At 43.8% G+C, this 16203-nt stretch carries 16 protein-coding genes; 12 read left to right on the forward strand and 4 right to left on the reverse strand.

The window, feature by feature from the left end; all coding sequences use genetic code 11:
• The first annotated feature begins 218 nt into the window (after nucleotides 1-218).
• The 3 genes from prfB to K6Y31_RS06885 all read left to right on the forward strand — a co-directional run bounded on the left by prfB (nucleotide 219) and on the right by K6Y31_RS06885 (nucleotide 3716).
• A protein-coding gene (prfB, locus tag K6Y31_RS06875) for a peptide chain release factor 2 (RefSeq protein ID WP_233052068.1) occupies nucleotides 219-1317 on the forward strand; the annotation gives its coding sequence in 2 pieces (ribosomal slippage) (nucleotides 219-293 and nucleotides 295-1317; 1098 coding nt in all).
• Nucleotides 1318-1338: 21 nt separating this feature from the next.
• Nucleotides 1339-2874 (forward strand): lysine--tRNA ligase, encoded by a 1536-nt coding sequence (gene lysS, locus K6Y31_RS06880; RefSeq protein ID WP_233052069.1) that lies wholly within the window; start codon nucleotides 1339-1341, stop codon nucleotides 2872-2874.
• A 128-nt stretch (nucleotides 2875-3002) separates the two neighbouring features.
• Entirely contained in the window at nucleotides 3003-3716 is a 714-nt protein-coding gene (locus K6Y31_RS06885; protein WP_233052070.1) for a sulfite exporter TauE/SafE family protein, read from the forward strand.
• Between the two features lie 71 nt (nucleotides 3717-3787).
• On the opposite strand, the gene K6Y31_RS06890 is transcribed toward K6Y31_RS06885, so the two are convergent.
• Complete coding sequence (locus K6Y31_RS06890; protein WP_233052071.1) at nucleotides 3788-4033, reverse strand: YecH family metal-binding protein; 246 nt, start codon at nucleotides 4031-4033, stop codon at nucleotides 3788-3790.
• A gap of 207 nt (nucleotides 4034-4240) precedes the next feature.
• Here K6Y31_RS06890 and K6Y31_RS06895 point away from each other — a divergent pair, with 207 nt between their 5' ends.
• Nucleotides 4241-4903 (forward strand): glutathione S-transferase N-terminal domain-containing protein, encoded by a 663-nt coding sequence (locus K6Y31_RS06895; protein ID WP_233052072.1) that lies wholly within the window; start codon nucleotides 4241-4243, stop codon nucleotides 4901-4903.
• 54 nt (nucleotides 4904-4957) lie between these two features.
• Here the strand turns inward: K6Y31_RS06895 and K6Y31_RS06900 are convergent, their stop codons facing one another.
• Complete coding sequence (locus K6Y31_RS06900) at nucleotides 4958-5587, reverse strand: MBL fold metallo-hydrolase (protein ID WP_233052073.1); 630 nt, start codon at nucleotides 5585-5587, stop codon at nucleotides 4958-4960.
• A gap of 240 nt (nucleotides 5588-5827) precedes the next feature.
• Here K6Y31_RS06900 and K6Y31_RS06905 point away from each other — a divergent pair, with 240 nt between their 5' ends.
• Nucleotides 5828-7210, forward strand: coding sequence for a PhoH family protein (locus tag K6Y31_RS06905; protein ID WP_233052074.1), 1383 nt, complete (start codon nucleotides 5828-5830; stop codon nucleotides 7208-7210).
• 185 nt (nucleotides 7211-7395) lie between these two features.
• A complete protein-coding gene (locus K6Y31_RS06910) occupies nucleotides 7396-7686 on the forward strand; it encodes a PilZ domain-containing protein (protein WP_233052075.1) in 291 nt (96 codons plus the stop codon).
• A 15-nt stretch (nucleotides 7687-7701) separates the two neighbouring features.
• Here the strand turns inward: K6Y31_RS06910 and K6Y31_RS06915 are convergent, their stop codons facing one another.
• Together K6Y31_RS06915 and leuA are read right to left on the reverse strand one after the other, a co-directional pair.
• On the reverse strand, nucleotides 7702-8673 hold the full coding sequence (locus K6Y31_RS06915; RefSeq protein ID WP_233052076.1) for a hypothetical protein: 972 nt from the start codon (nucleotides 8671-8673) through the stop codon (nucleotides 7702-7704).
• A gap of 90 nt (nucleotides 8674-8763) precedes the next feature.
• Nucleotides 8764-10326 (reverse strand): 2-isopropylmalate synthase, encoded by a 1563-nt coding sequence (gene leuA, locus K6Y31_RS06920; RefSeq protein ID WP_233052077.1) that lies wholly within the window; start codon nucleotides 10324-10326, stop codon nucleotides 8764-8766.
• Nucleotides 10327-10733: 407 nt separating this feature from the next.
• Here leuA and K6Y31_RS06925 point away from each other — a divergent pair, with 407 nt between their 5' ends.
• From K6Y31_RS06925 to ilvN, 6 genes are all read left to right on the forward strand, one after another.
• Entirely contained in the window at nucleotides 10734-11360 is a 627-nt protein-coding gene (locus K6Y31_RS06925) for a TetR/AcrR family transcriptional regulator (protein WP_233052078.1), read from the forward strand.
• A 97-nt stretch (nucleotides 11361-11457) separates the two neighbouring features.
• A complete protein-coding gene (locus K6Y31_RS06930; RefSeq protein WP_233052079.1) occupies nucleotides 11458-11973 on the forward strand; it encodes a phosphatase PAP2 family protein in 516 nt (171 codons plus the stop codon).
• Nucleotides 11974-12052: 79 nt separating this feature from the next.
• Complete coding sequence (locus K6Y31_RS06935) at nucleotides 12053-13156, forward strand: MJ1255/VC2487 family glycosyltransferase (RefSeq protein ID WP_233052080.1); 1104 nt, start codon at nucleotides 12053-12055, stop codon at nucleotides 13154-13156.
• A 242-nt stretch (nucleotides 13157-13398) separates the two neighbouring features.
• Nucleotides 13399-13554 carry a hypothetical protein gene (locus K6Y31_RS06940; RefSeq protein WP_233052081.1) on the forward strand — a complete coding sequence of 52 codons (156 nt, stop codon included), beginning with the start codon at nucleotides 13399-13401 and terminating at the stop codon, nucleotides 13552-13554.
• 296 nt (nucleotides 13555-13850) lie between these two features.
• A complete protein-coding gene (locus K6Y31_RS06945; RefSeq protein WP_233052082.1) occupies nucleotides 13851-15569 on the forward strand; it encodes an acetolactate synthase 3 large subunit in 1719 nt (572 codons plus the stop codon).
• Nucleotides 15569-16063 (forward strand): acetolactate synthase small subunit, encoded by a 495-nt coding sequence (gene ilvN / locus K6Y31_RS06950; protein WP_233052083.1) that lies wholly within the window; start codon nucleotides 15569-15571, stop codon nucleotides 16061-16063. The genes K6Y31_RS06945 and ilvN overlap by 1 nt, the downstream gene beginning before the upstream one ends.
• Nucleotides 16064-16203: the final 140 nt, after the last annotated feature.

The following is a 16203-nucleotide window of genomic DNA, read 5'->3' on the forward strand; positions in this document are numbered from 1 at the left end:
GGTTTGTATTTCATTTTTTCTATTCCGTTTTGCAGCTTAGATTTATAACCAAGTATCGCATACTGGAACAACACATCTTGAAATTGTAAGGTTATATACGACCTGATGATGAAAAAGATCCTTCTCAATTAAGCCTAATTTTATTCATGCCACTGTCTATTGGCGCGCGTTTCAGGTAAAATTTCGCGCCTATTTTATAATCCAATTCGAGTAACGACATGTTCGAAGTAAATCCAGTAAACAATTTAATTAAGGAGCTGTCTGAGCGGACTGAGCTTCTTAGGGGGTACCTTTGACTACGAGGCCAAGAAAGAACGCCTTGAAGAAGTCTCCCGTGAGTTAGAGTCACCTGAAGTTTGGAATGAGCCAGAGCGCGCCCAAGCACTGGGCAAAGAGCGCAGTGCCCTTGAAGCCGTGGTGGAAACCATTGATGTGATGGAGTCAGGTCTTGAAGATGTTGCTGGCTTAGTCGAGTTGGCGGTTGAAGCAGAAGATGAAGATACTTTTAACGAAGCGCAAGCAGAACTCGCTGAGCTTGAAGCTAGGTTAGAAGTGCTTGAATTTCGTCGCATGTTCTCTGGCCCTCATGATAGCAGTGATTGTTACTTGGATTTACAAGCTGGCTCGGGTGGTACAGAAGCCCAAGATTGGGCCAGTATGTTACTGCGCATGTATTTGCGTTGGGGTGAGGCTCATGGCCTTAAAACCGAGCTGATTGAAGTATCAGATGGCGATGTTGCCGGCATCAAAAGTGCCACCATTCGCTTTGAGGGTGAATACGCCTATGGTTGGCTGCGCACCGAAACGGGCGTGCATCGCTTAGTGCGCAAATCGCCGTTTGACTCAGGTGGCCGCCGTCATACCTCATTTGCGTCGGCATTTATTTACCCTGAAATAGACGACAATATTGCCGTGGATATCAACCCGTCAGACCTACGTATCGATGTTTATCGTGCCTCAGGTGCGGGTGGTCAGCACGTAAACACCACCGAATCAGCGGTGCGTATTACCCACGTGCCAACCAATATTGTGGTGCAATGTCAAAACGACCGTTCGCAGCACAAGAACAAAGATCAGGCGATGAAGCAACTTAAAGCTAAGTTGTATGAGCATGAGCTACAAAAGCAAAACTCAGAAAAACAAGCCAATGAAGATAACAAGTCTGATATCGGATGGGGCAGCCAAATTCGCTCTTATGTATTAGATGATTCGCGTATAAAAGACTTACGCACCGGTATCGAAAACCGTAATACTCAAGCAGTATTAGACGGTGACTTAGACAAATTTATAGAAGCTAGTTTGAAATCTGGCCTTTAATCACTTTTTGAGAATGACATCATGACTGAACAAGTACAAGACGAAAACAAACTGATTGCTGAGCGTCGCGGCAAACTAGATCAAATTCGCGTTAACTGCCCAGCCAATGGCCACCCGAATACTTTTGATCGTGAGCATTACACCCAAGACTTACAAGCTGAGCACGGTGAAAAAAGCAAAGAAGAGCTAGAAGGTGCGGGTATTATCGTTGCCATTGCGGGCCGTATTATGGCTAAGCGTGGCCCTTTCCTTGTGTTACAAGATATGAAAGGTCGTATTCAAGCTTACGCAGACAAGAAAGTGCAAGCTGATCTGAAAGAAAAGTATGGCTTACTGGACGTGGGTGACATCATTGGCGTGAAAGGCCAGCTACATAAATCGGGTAAAGGCGATTTATATGTGAACATGGGTGAGTATGAATTACTGACTAAATCACTGCGTCCACTGCCAGAGAAGTTTCATGGGCTAGCGGATCAAGAAACCAAGTACCGTCAGCGTTACATCGATTTAATGATGAGCCAAGAAACGCGCGATACTTTTAAAATCCGCTCTAAAGTCGTTGAAGGTATTCGTCGTTACTTAAGCGACCGTGATTTCATGGAAGTTGAAACGCCGATGCTACAAGTGATCCCAGGTGGCGCGAGTGCGCGTCCATTTGTGACACATCATAATGCCCTAAGCATCGACATGTTCTTACGAATTGCACCTGAGCTATACCTAAAGCGCTTAGTCGTAGGTGGTTTTGAGCGTGTATTTGAAATTAACCGAAACTTTCGTAACGAAGGTTTGAGTGTGCGCCATAACCCTGAATTCACCATGATTGAATTCTACCAAGCATACGCAGATTACAAAGATCTGATGAACTTAACGGAAGATATGTTGCGTACCTTGTCACAAGACATCTTAGGTACAACTTCGATCCGTAATACCAAAAAAGACGCTGAAGGCAATGTGATTGAAGAAGTGTTCTACGACTTTGGTCAGCCATTTGCACGTATTTCGATGATTGACGCGGTTATTCAGCATAACCCTGACTTTGATGAAGCGGTTATCCGTGACCCACAAGGCAACTTTGAGCAACTCAAAGCGTACGCCAAGCAAGTGGGCGTTAAGTTCCCTGAAAGCGCTGATGTATGGGGCCCAGGCCGCGTATTGTGTGAAATCTTTGAAGAAACCGCTGAGCACTTACTGATCCAACCAACCTTTATCACTGAATATCCGTGGGAAGTATCGCCATTAGCGCGTCGTAACGATGACAATGAATTTATTACTGACCGTTTTGAGTTCTTCATCGGTGGCCGTGAACTGGCTAACGGTTTCTCTGAGCTTAACGATGCACAAGATCAAGCAGAGCGCTTCCGTAAGCAGGTAGAAGAGAAAGATGCCGGTGATGATGAAGCAATGCACTTCGATGAAGACTACATCACTGCACTCGAGTTTGGTCTACCACCAACAGCAGGACAAGGTATCGGTATCGACCGTTTAGTGATGATTTTCACTGACAGCCCATCGATTAAAGATGTACTCTTGTTCCCTCATATGCGTCCGCTAGCTTAAGTTAGGCAAGTGTGCATGGAGGCCCCAAGCGGTGACGACCGCTTGGGGCTTTTTCGTTTTTGTCAGCTTAGCTGTATGTAGTGGCATAGTTGATTTTGTGTGTTTTTGTTTAAAGTTGAGGGGATATTGTGGAGCCGAGTATCATACTTGCTGTGGTCGTGATTGCGATGGGGTCATTTATTCAGTCCGCCACAGGTTTTGGTTTGGCGATTGCCACCGCGCCCATTCTTATCTTTATTTCGATTGATTATGTGCCCGCGCCAATCACTATTATTGGCTTGATCTTGTCCTTGTTTAACGCTTGGCAATATCGCAGTAACTTTTCATTACAAGGGCTATTGCACGCCTTGGTAGGCCGTGTGCCGGGCTCGTTAGCCGGTGGGGCAGTGCTGATGTGGGTCAATGCGGCGCAGTTAACCTTGTTGATTGGGCTATCGGTGATTGCGGCGGTGTTGGTCAGTTTACTGCCAATTAAAATCGAGCCAACGCCAAAGCGTCTAGCCATTGCGGGATTTTTCTCTGGCTTATTTGGCACCAGTGCCGGCATTGGCGGGCCGCCGATGGCGCTATTAATGCAACACGGTGAAGCGAATGTGATCCGCGCTAATTTATCCGCTTTTTTTGTCGTCAGTTCCATTCTATCTTTGCTAGTACAAGGCGGTGCCGGCTATTTAAATTGGCATCATTTTAGTCTCACTTTACCGCTGATCCCTGCTTGTTTAGTCGGCTATTATGTCGCTAAAAAAACCAATCATCTATTGTCGAAACAGCAGATCAGAATGATGTCACTGACCTTATGCAGTGTGTCAGGAGTATCAGCGGTGGTGAGTTATTTGTATTAGTGGTGAGTGGGCTTTGAATGCTTTGTTCAAAGCCCTGCAACTCAACGAAGATAGCTTGGTTATAAGTTTTATTAGTGATGTGAACAACAGTGGCCGGCCGCTTTTTTGAATGCGCTTTCCGATCCTTCAAATTTGCCTTTGTTTTTTAAAAATTCAATGGCTTCCACAACATTCATTCCTTGCACTTTACAGCTGCGGTACTGCGCTTGTTCGCCAAATGCCTGATTCAAAGCTGCCGCTAAAGATTCATTATTGTAGGTTGCTTGAGAGGCTTCCATTAGGTTTAAAATATCGTGAACGTGGACGTTGTTGCTCATGGCGTTAGCTCCTAAATATTAATAGCAGCAAAGTCCCACAACCGTGATTGAGTGGCAACTGACATTTTGGTTTGTGATGATGTAAATCAAATTAGGCTCTGCAATTATTACTTTAGAGGTGTTTTTCACCTCAGGTAATTTTGTCATTAGATGGTAATCTAATTCTGTTGTTACTGTTAACTTTCATCATTATCGGAAGGAATGTTTATGTACACTTTGTTTTATGCCCCAACTCCTAATGGTCACAAAATTACCTTGCTGCTAGAAGCTCTTGATGTGCCTTATCGTATTGTGCCTATTAACATTCAATTGAATGATCAGTTTCTTCCTTCGTTTTTAGAAGTTGCGCCGAACAATCGTATGCCAGCGCTCATCGATCAGGAGAATGGTCAAAGTGTATTTGAATCGGGCGCTATATTGACTTATTTAGCGGAAAAGCATTTAGCCTTTTTACCCGAAGTTGGCCCTGAGCGCTATGAAGTATTACAGTGGCTTAATTGGCAAATGGCTGGTTTAGGGCCAATGGCGGGGCAAAATCACCACTTTAATCATTATGCGCCAGACCAAGTGCCTTATGCTATTAAGCGCTATACCGAAGAAACCACGCGTTTATATAGTGTGTTAGATAAGCAGCTGAGTGAGCAAGATTACGTAGCGGGGGAGTATTCCATCGCTGATATGGCTATTTACCCTTGGGTGCGGTTACACGAGAAGCAAAAGCAAGACATCACCCAGTTTCCGAATATTATGCGATATTTAGCAACCATGGATGCGCGTGCAGATGTGCAAGCTTCATTACAAAAAGAAGCTGAATTTGATTGGCAAGCGAGTTTGACGGAACAGCAATTGCAGCAGTTGCTTGAAGTGTAGCGATTAGCTGTTAATGCCGCAGTATTGGCTGCGGCTTGCTGTTAACTTATTAAATTAGAAAATAAACGGGTTGGTTTTCTTTTCTTTACCAAAGGTTGATTTAGGGCCGTGACCACTGACGAATTCCATATCATCGGGCAATGGCCAGAGTTTGGTTTTGATCGCGGTGATCAGTTGATCATGATTGCCGAGTGGAAAATCAGTCCGACCAATTGAGCCACGAAATAACACATCCCCAACAAGGGCTTGGTTACTTTGGTGGTCAACAAAAACGACATGTCCTGGGGTGTGGCCTGGGCAATGTAACACTTCTAGCTCAACCTCGCCAAAGCTTACTTTGTCATCTTGTTTTAGCCAGCGGTCAGGGGTGAATTGTTCAACTTTTGGGAAGCCAAACATTTGGCTTTGCATTGGAAAACCTTCCAGCCAAAAAATATCATCTTGATGGGGGCCTTCAATGTGCACATTAAGAGCTTGCGCTAATTCTTGCGTGCCACCGGCATGGTCTAAATGAGCATGGGTGATGAGTATTTTTTCGACCGTTACTTGCTCTTCGCTAATCGCGGCTAAAATCCTTGCTACATCACCACCGGGATCGACAACCGCGGCCTTGTGAGTTTTCTCACAGATTAACAGGGTGCAGTTCTGTTGAAAGGGGGTTACTGGAATAATACGAATGCGCATACACTAAATCCTCATGAGTCTATGGCTATTCTACCCAATATCAAGCAAATAGAAACATGCCGTCGCATCTGTTGCTAAATAATCGCTTCAGTTGGCACAAATCATAATTCCTCTTGGTCTGTCATAAAATTGCAATCAATTTCTCGCTAGAGTAAGTATTCATCAACTAAGCTGACAGTAGGGCTCCATTGGATTGTGTTGATTTGCACGGCCTAAATTTGGAGTTTAAGGAGAATGCCTATGGCTAACCGTGACCTGAGTAAGTACTTTATTTTAGACACTAATGTGTTGTTACATGAACCTCTAGCAATTTATTCCTTCCAAGAGCACAACGTAGTTATTCCCATGACGGTCCTTGAAGAGCTTGACCGTATCAAAGATAGGCAAAAAGACGTCAGTCGTGATGCCCGTGTCGCGATCCGTTCCCTTGAAGACATTTTTAAAGACGCGACGCCCGAGGATATTGTTGAGGGGGTGCCCCTATCCAAATTAGAAGATACAGCGGTGGGGCACATTAGTATTTTTGCTGATCATAATATGACGCAAGAAAAAGAGCTGTTTACCGAAGATGAGCCAGATAACCGCATCATCAATGTTGCGTTATTTCTACAGCGCATAAAGGCGCCTGCGCAAGTTATTTTAGTCACCAAAGACATTAACATGCGTCTTAAAGCGAAGGGCGCAGGCCTTAAGCAAGTGGAAGATTATCGAACGGATCAACTGATTGATGATATTAAGTTATTGTCGAAGGGATTTAGACAATTGCCGGGGAGTTTTTGGGAAAACGTTGAAAACTGTGAAACCACTACAGATGGCCGTGATACTTGGCATGAGCTAGATGAACACTTAATTGAAAACGCTTATATAAACGAGTATCTGATTGATGAAACAAAACTGTTTGCTGCGAAAGTGGTTGGACATGAAAATGGCAAGGTAAAGCTATTAGATATTGGCCGCGATCGCATGCTGGCTCGCCATGCTTGGGGCATTCACCCAAAAAATGTTTATCAGAGCATGGCGTTAAATGCATTGCTTGACCCGAGTGTTGATCTGGTTATTCTTACGGGCCCGGCCGGATGTGGTAAAACCTTGCTAGCAATGGCCGCAGCCCTTGAATTAGTGATTGAAAAGGGCATTTACGATAAGGTCATCGTCACTCGAAATACGCCTGATATTGCTGAAAATATCGGTTTTTTACCGGGTACTGAAGAAGAAAAAATGATGCCTTGGCTGGCGGCGGTAACCGACACATTAGAAGTGCTGCATAAAAACGATGAATGCCCGAACGGCTCATTAGAGTACATTATGGAAAAGGCGAATATTCAGTTTAAGTCAGTAAACTTTATGCGTGGCCGCAGTATTCAAAACTCGTTTGTCTTGCTGGATGAGTGCCAGAACTTAACCGCTTCACAACTTAAAACCATCATTACCCGTTGTGGCGAGGGCACCAAATTGGTTTGCTCGGGTAACTTGGCGCAAATAGACAGTAATTATTTAACGCCAGTGACGTCTGGCTTAACGTATATTGTAGAGCGATTTAAGCACTTTGAAGGCAGTGCGAATGTCTATCTAAATGGGGTAGTGAGAAGCCGTCTGGCTTCATTTGCCGAGGAAAACTTATAATTTAGCTTTGCTTGTTTATTATGTTGTGGGCTCGGTTGTTACTTGGCTGAGTTCACCTCGTTTACTTTTTCTTTTACCCTTCTCTCAAAGTTACTGCCTAAGCTTAAATAATCCTTGACCCCAGCAGGGCTGTGCATCATTTTTAATGAACAGCGTATTAATAGTGGACAGTGTAAGGAGCTAATGTGATCACTCCCATTAATGACCGCCGTGCTTTTCGACGCATGGCGATAGAGTCACCGTTACAGATTGTTTTTAAAGGCCAGACTCGACAGGGTATTTGTTTAGACTTAAGTGCAACAGGCATGTCTATTGAAGTTACAGACAGTGAATTTCAAGTTGATGATGTAATAGAAGTTCACCTAGGTAATGGTACCGCTACTGCGCCACCTTTAAGTGGTGAGGCTAAGATCATTCGTGTCAGCGCTCAGGGCAATAAATACATTCTTGCTGTTGAGCTGACGGTGCTTAAGTAGTTTGATGCGCGGTTACTAAGGCAACGTTGGTTTGATGAATCTTTCAATCCGCGTTTGTTGTTGCGCAATCGCTACAGCACTTGCGTTGTCTATTTCACCTAATAAAAAATTAGCTGGTCCGGTCGGCTCGGCTAACACATAGGTGCGGCCTTGCACCGTTAAGCTTCTTTGTCGCCCTTGCTTGGGTAAATCGATTCCAATTAAGGCATGGCCCGGTACGATCACCATAATCGCTTCTCTCTTTGGGTAAAGTTGCATCATCAAACTTGCCATCAATGTTACCTTGCTATCACAATCGCCTTGATTGTTGATTAGCAATTGCGCGGGAGGTGAAAACCCAGTTCCCCGCTGGGTGTTGTCAGCCCCTAAGGCTGAGTAAGGGATTGATTGGATAAAACTCAACAATAATGCCGTGCCTTCCATTTCGGTTTTATCGGCGATCAGGGGTTTAAATGCGTTGGCTAAGGGGGTGATATCAGCTTGGCTAAGTAGTGCAATCGCAGTGTGATCCGGTTTAATGGCCCATTGGTTGGAAAAGTTCTTAAACATCTGAAAATGATGCTGAGTAAGATAATCTTGGTAGGCTTGGTTTTGCTGTTGTCGCAGTGCGTTACTTATTTCCTTTACCCGCTCGGGGTCTGAGCCGATGATTTGTAATTCGTAGTTGAGCCCAACACGCTCACGTTTGAGCTGCACATCGGTAATTTGCTGTTGCTGAAACCATTGCATGACTTGCTGCTGCAATGCTTGTTGCATCAATTTTGGTGAATAACGTTTAAATGTGGTCAGCGTAAACTGGATTTGGCTTGTGTCTACTGTAACTTGGTGCCGAGTTTGCTCGGAGTCAGTCCAAACATAGTGCAATATTCGGTCTTGTTGACTAAAGCTCAGCTGTGTTGCTACGGCTGTAGAGCAAAGAAAGTATAGCAACCAAATAACGTAGTTTAGCTGTATCAGTTGCTTCATCATTAACTTAATATTAGTCATCTTGGCTCCTTAATCAAAAACGCGCCAATAAAAAAGGGCGCATTGCGCCCTCATTAAATAAAAGTTAAGTGTTGAATTAAAAAGTAAATATCACACTTGATCGTTAATCTCTAAGCGAGCTTGTTTTTTCTCTTCAACGGCTTGCGCCCTATAAATATGGTTGAAAACATGCACCATTGCGAGGGCTGATGATTCAACGATATCCGTGGCAAGGCCAATGCCATGAAACTTACGACCTTGATAGCGGGCGACGATGTCCACTTTACCTAATGCATCTTTGCCTTCGCCTTTCGATGAGATTTTATAATCATCTATCGTCACCTCATAGCCCGCAATACGGTTTAAACACTGATAGACCGCGTCAATCGGACCATTGCCTGTAGCTGCTTCGACGGTGTGCCCACTATCACCCGTTTTGAGCTTAACGGTCGCCGTTGCCAGCACGCCAGAGCCAGATTGAACACTTAAATAGTCTAAGCTGTAGTGCTCAGGCTCTTCATGAATATTATTAAAGAACATCAAGGCTTCAAGATCATAATCAAACACTTGGCCTTTTTTGTCGGCCAATTTTAAGAAATCAGCATAAAGCTCATCAAGGTTATAGTCAGCTTCGCCATAACCAAGCTGCTCCATACGATGCTTGATCACGTGGCGTCCAGAGCGTGAGGTAAGATTAAGGTTGTTTTGGGTCAGGCCGATGCTTTCTGGCGTAATGATTTCATAAGTATTCTTTGATTTAAGCACGCCATCTTGGTGGATTCCCGAGGAATGTGAAAATGCGTTGCCACCAACAATCGCTTTGTTCGGTTGAATCGGCATGTTACACAGTTGGCTGACCAATTGACTGGTGCGGTGGATTTCAACGGGGTTGATATTGGTATGCAACCCTAAGTGATCTTTGCGGGTATTTAAGATCATGGCAATTTCTTCGAGAGAACAGTTACCTGCGCGTTCACCGATGCCATTGATGGTACATTCGATTTGTCTCGCGCCATGTTGTACCGCCGCAATAGAGTTAGCGACCGATAGGCCTAAGTCATCATGACAGTGCACAGAAATAACGGCTTGGTCGATATTAGGCACGCGATTAAATAGGGTTTGAATAATGCCGCCAAATTCACTCGGCACCGTATAACCTACGGTATCGGGTATATTCACTGTGGTGGCGCCAGCTTTGATGGCTGCTTCTACCATACGACATAGATTGTCGATGGGGGTACGGCCAGCATCTTCACATGAAAATTCGACATCCGGGGTGTATTTTTTCGCATGGGTCACCGCCTTTACCGCCATTTCTAACACATCATCAAAGCCGCGACGTAATTTGTTTTCTACGTGGATGGTCGAGGTTGATATAAAAGTGTGAATGCGAAAGCGCTCTGCAACGCGCAGCGCTTCTCCTGCGGCGTCGATGTCTTTGGTCAGGGCACGAGCTAAGGCGCAAGGAATACTGGTGGTGAGCTGTGAGGCAATGGTTTGAACAGATTTGAAATCACCAGGAGATGAAATGGGAAAACCCAGTTCCATCACATCAACCCCTAAGCGTTGCAGCGCTAATGCTATTTGCAGTTTTTCTTTTACTGTTAGGCTTGCGGCAAGGGCTTGCTCACCGTCGCGTAAGGTTGTATCAAATATGATCACCTGATCTGTCATTTATCTTCCCTCGTGTCCCTTCTTGGGCCGGCATCATTGTGATACGACCGAGAAAAATATCCCTCTTTAGGACTTTTTCGTTGTTTTATAAAGAATGTATGTTGTTATAACTAAGCTATTTGTAGTGTTTAACCTACTTGATCGCAACGTTATTTCAAGCCAGACTTCGCTACAAAGCTACACACCTTTAGATATGTATTCGCGAGAACAACTTGAGTATCTAGGGCGTGATGATTACTTTTTTTTCAACGTTTAGTCAAGCTGCAGAGATAGTGGTAAGTCGGTATGTTTGTTTTGATTTATATTTGATAGCATCACGTTTTGGTGATTTTTGTTCTATTTTTAATGCATGACGCATCACGCAATCGGAGATGACACTCTATATGGCAGCACTAAAGGAACAATACGTGGCAAAACGTAAGCCAGGACGTCCAGAAGGCGCATCAGATACCAGAGATATGTTATTGCAAAGTGCCCGTCATTGCTTTGTTAATGAAGAGTATCGCAAGGTGACTACGCGCGCTATCGCGGAGCATGCGGGCACTAACCTCGCGATGATCCATTATTATTTTGGCAATAAAGAAAACCTATACTTGACCATGTTGTCGGAAACATTAAAACCGTTTGACGATGATTTAAACCGTCGCTTAGCGAAACCAAATGATAATAACTTGGCGAGCCTTATTCGGGCTTTTTACAAAACCATGGCGCGCTTTCCTGAGTTTCCACCTTTGTTGATAAGGATCATGCAAAATGAATCGGAAGTGGGTCAAGCCTATTTAAAAAGCATTCTGGGTGACGGTATTTTGCCACGTTTTAATCGCATGCTACATGATTTACAACGCAATGGAGAGATAGCGGACAATTTGGATATTGAGAAGCTACAAATTGTATTGCTCAGTTTAATGGTTCATCCCTTTGCAATGACGGGATATTTTAATGATCACTTTGGTGGCAAACCAAAATCTCAAGATTACATTTCCCTTGGTGAGTTCGTTGCCGAGTTCGCTGTTCGCGCGGTACAAAAGCCATAACAAAGCCATAACATTGTCATGGTTTTGTCGAGATTCCGTCATGTAAGTGTCACGACCTGCTTTTATTCTTTATTTAGTCAATAAAGAGGAAAGGTTGATGAAGCTTCAACAGATTGCAGATCTTGACTATGCGTTATCTAACTATTGTTTAGCTCATAAATTTAATCACCAAGTGGCGTTTTGTAGTAAAGGTATTTCCCATACTGGTGATGGCCATTTTTATGTTGTGCTTGGCTTATTGCTGCTGTGTTTTGAGACTGAATTCGGTCCCTCCTTCTTTAAAAGCTGCTTATTGGGTTTTGCTATGCAACTCCCTGTTTATGTCTTACTCAAGCACACGTTTAAACGTAATCGACCGACTAATTTACCCTGTTTTATTCGTCCTTCGGATCAGTACAGTTTGCCGTCTGGCCACAGTGCAGCTGCGTTTATGATGGCAAGTCAATTAGCCTGGTTTTATCCACTCGTGCTGCCCTTGGTGTTTATTTGGGCCAGTTGCATTGCTTTGTCGAGGGTCTTATTGGGCGTTCATTTTGTTAGCGATATCATCGCCGGCGCTGGGCTTGGCATTACGTTTGCGTATTTTACGTTTGTTTTAACGGGAGCCGTTTAGTGATCTCAAACTCTTTTATAAAGAAGTGCGTATGCGTGACTTTTACTTTCTTTACTTGTGACCGAGCAGGGGCAATTTAATGCGCATTCTTTATGGCGTTCAAGGTACTGGCAATGGACATATTACCCGCGCCAGAAAAATGTCTCAGGCGTTAGCTGAGGTTGGACTAGAAGTCGATTATTTATTTACTGGTCGTCAATCTGATGCCTATTTCGATATGCTGCCTTTTGGCGAATACAGAACAAAACCGGGACTAACGTTTAATTCTTCAAATGGTGAAATCAATCCCGTTAGAACCCTGTTTAATAGCCAGCCTAGGCAATTATGGCGTGACATAAAAAGCCTCAATGTCAAAGATTATGATTTGGTGCTTAATGACTTTGAGCCAGTTTCTGCTTGGGCGGCAAAAAAGCATGGTGTGCCAACCATCGGTTTATCTCACCAGAATGCCTTTCGTTATCAAGTTCCGAAACAAGGCTATCATTCTGGTAATGCATTATTAATGAAATACTACGCACCCACTGAATTGCCGATTGGGGTACATTGGTATCACTTTGGTTTTCCAATTTTACCGCCTATTGTCGAAATTCTGACAACTGATAAGCAGGTAGACAACAAAATTTTGGTGTATTTACCTTTTGAATCGCTCAATAAGGTGGTTGACTTGTTACGCCGCTTTTCAACCCATCATTTCTATTGCTATCACCCAGATGCTAAAGACATGGACGTTGAAAATGTAAAGTTACGCAAGTTATCAAGGTTGGGTTTTCAAGCTGATCTAGAAGATTGTGCTGGGGTGATTGCTAATGGTGGCTTTGAACTCCCCTCGGAAGCGATGCAAATGGGGAAAAAAATGCTGCTTAAGCCATTATCAGGCCAATTCGAGCAGCAAAGTAATGTGGCTACTTTAGAGATGATGGGGTTAGCGACTAAAATGCATGGTTTAGATCAGTCAGAGGTTGCGGCTTGGCTACCAACGGAAAGTGCAGGGAAGGTAAGATTTCCCGATGTTGCGAAAGCATTGGCGTTGTGGCTCAAAAATGATAGACAAGAAAACTTTCAAAACCTTGTCGATCGGCTCTGGCAGGCGACCGTGTTCCCGGAAAACGTATTAGATCAATTGCCTGAGCAAAGCTTGAATAAATCAGCGTCTTTGGCATGGGATATCGCACTGCGTGATTAAAACAGACGAAGTATCAACGCAGCGTAAATGCTGTGTTATTGATTTTGATAAGGGGAAGCCATTACCTGCAATCAATGCCTTGCCTAAACGCGTGTAAAATCTTGCTGAAATCAAGCCTCTCCAGGTTGATTGGGTATATGCATCAGATTAAATGGTTATAAGCCTTTTACTGAGTACGATGGAAATATCAGCACGCTGTGCCATCATTATATACGCAGGCGCTAGCAAACAGGGGGTAGCAGATGCAATTTAGTAATGAAAACGGCGAGACAATGGACTTAGCTGATAATCTTACATTGCAAGAGTTGCAAGAGATGGGGGTGAGTATTTCTATTTCTGAAGAATTAGATCCAAATCATTCAATATGGCTGTCAGAGCCAGAAGTTCCAGATCAGTAAAACGCAAGAATGAAAAGTTAATCTGGCTTGTTTTGCTGATTAAATATACTTTCCTAGGGCTACTTTCTTGTAGCCCTTGTCATACCTAAGCTACTTTTGCAGAGCGGGTACCTTAAAGTTGTGTGGGTATACATCTGTTAGTAAGTTAATCTTGGTTTTTAAAGCGAATTCTGCAAAAAGCATAGACGTGTAAAGTAAAAAATTATTAAACTGACACTCAATCATATTGCGCCCTTGTTTTTGCAAGGAAGCTGTTATTAATAAAAATATAAACAGGAAGTCAGCTGGGAGAGCTTATGGAAATGTTATCGGGCGCCGAAATGGTGATCAGATCACTGCAAGACGAAGGTGTGAAACACATCTTTGGCTACCCTGGTGGATCAGTATTGGATATTTATGATGCATTATTCCAATGCAGTGACATTGAACACTTTTTAGTACGCCATGAGCAAGCCGCTGTGCATATGGCTGATGGCTATACACGTGCAACAGGGAAGGTTGGTTGTGTTTTAGTGACCTCTGGTCCGGGTGCCACTAACTGTATTACCGGTATCGCGACTGCTTATATGGATTCGATCCCCATGGTGGTGTTATCGGGTCAGGTACCGACCAATTTTATTGGCGATGATGCGTTTCAAGAAACGGACATGATTGGTGTCTCACGCCCTGTGGTTAAACACAGCTTTTTATGCAAAAAAGCTGAAGATATCCCGATTGCTATCAAAAAAGCATTTTATCTAGCTGCCAGCGGTCGCCCCGGCCCGGTGGTGGTAGATTTACCCAAAGATGTGCAAAACCCGAAGTTAAAGTTTCCTTATCAATACCCTGAATCGGTGCATATGCGTTCGTACAACCCAACGCTAAGTGGCCATAAAGGTCAAATTAAGCGTGCGGTGAAAGCCTTAATGGCGGCGAAACGCCCTGTACTATATGTCGGTGGCGGTGCGATTAATGCCAATGCTTCGGCTGATGTTATTCATTTAGCAGAGCAATGTAACTTACCCGTAGCCACAACACTGATGGGACTTGGCGCCTTCCCAGGAACACATAAGCAATCAATTGGCATGCTAGGGATGCACGGTACTTATGAAGCCAATATGTCGATGCATAACGCTGATTTAATCTTCGCAGTAGGCGCGCGATTTGATGACCGTGTGACCAATGCGGTGGATAAATTTTGTCCTAATGCAACTATCATGCATATCGACATCGATCCGACCTCAATTTCAAAAATCATTAATGCCGATATTCCTATCGTTGGCTCAATTGAAGTGGTTCTTGGCCAAATGCAAGAGATGATCGCTGAAATGGATGCTTTAAAAGATCAAGAAGATTTGTCTGCTTGGTGGCAATTGATTGATACATGGCGTGAACGAGAGTGCTTGGTGTATGAAAAATCGGATACGGTGATCAAACCCCAGCAGGTTATTGAAGCGCTATACAAAGTGACCAAGGGCGATGCGATTGTCACTTCCGACGTTGGTCAGCATCAAATGTTTGGCGCGCTTTATTATCCATTTAAAAAACCTCGTCAGTGGATCAACTCAGGTGGCCTTGGCACCATGGGCTTTGGTTTTCCGGCTGCTATGGGATGTAAGGTCGCTTTACCCGATGAAGAAGTCGTGTGTATTACGGGAGATGGCTCAATTCAAATGAATATCCAAGAGCTATCTACTTGTATGCAATACAATATTCCCGTGAAGATTGTATCGCTAAACAACCGCTCCCTTGGCATGGTTAAGCAATGGCAAAAAATGTTTTACGAAGGCCGCCAGTCTCACTCTTACATGGACTCCGTACCTGATTTTGTTAAGTTGGCAGAAGCCTATCATCATGTTGGGATTCGTGTAGACAAACCAGAAGAGCTTGAGCCAGCACTTGAAAGGGCTTTTGCCATGAAAGACCGCTTGGTATTTTTGGATATTGCAGTGGATCCGGAAGAGCACGTGTATCCGATGCAAGTGAAATTTGGCAGCATGCAAGATATGTTTTTAAGTAAAACGGAGAGAACCTAATGCGCAGTATCCTTTCTATCTTAATTGAAAACGAAGCCGGCGCATTGTCTCGAGTCGTTGGTCTGTTTTCACAACGTGGCTATAATATTGAGTCGCTAACGGTAGCGGTAACGGATGATCCCACTCTGTCGCGAATGACGATTACAACCCATGCTGATGAGCGAAAGATTGAGCAAATTTTAAAGCAGCTACACAAGCTGGTGGATGTGCTTAAAGTATCGGAATTAACCGATGGTCCGCATATTGAGCGTGAGTTAATGTTGGTGAAAGTGAAAGCCAGCGGCACCAAACGCGATGAAGTGAAACGTAACGCGGATATTTTCCGCGGTCAAATAGTAGACGTCACCCAGAGTTTATACACGGTTCAGCTAAGTGGGACCACAGATAAGCTTGATGCATTTATTGCTGCATTGGGTGAAGCAACTGAAATTATTGAAGTGGTTCGGTCTGGGGTGTGTGGCATCGCTCGCGGTGAGCGTTCGTTACGCCCTTAGTGATAAGCCTGATAAATTGCACTTCGTTTTAAAACCAGACTTGTTCTGGTTTTTTTTGTGGTCAAAATAACGATTAATACTGGTTAATTTAACCAATAATTCTAATTGTAACTTAATGGACATTTTTTGTTCTATAAAAA

The sequence above is a fragment of the Motilimonas cestriensis genome (genome assembly GCF_021295315.1).
Taxonomy (GTDB): domain Bacteria; phylum Pseudomonadota; class Gammaproteobacteria; order Enterobacterales; family CBDFNC01; genus Motilimonas; species Motilimonas cestriensis.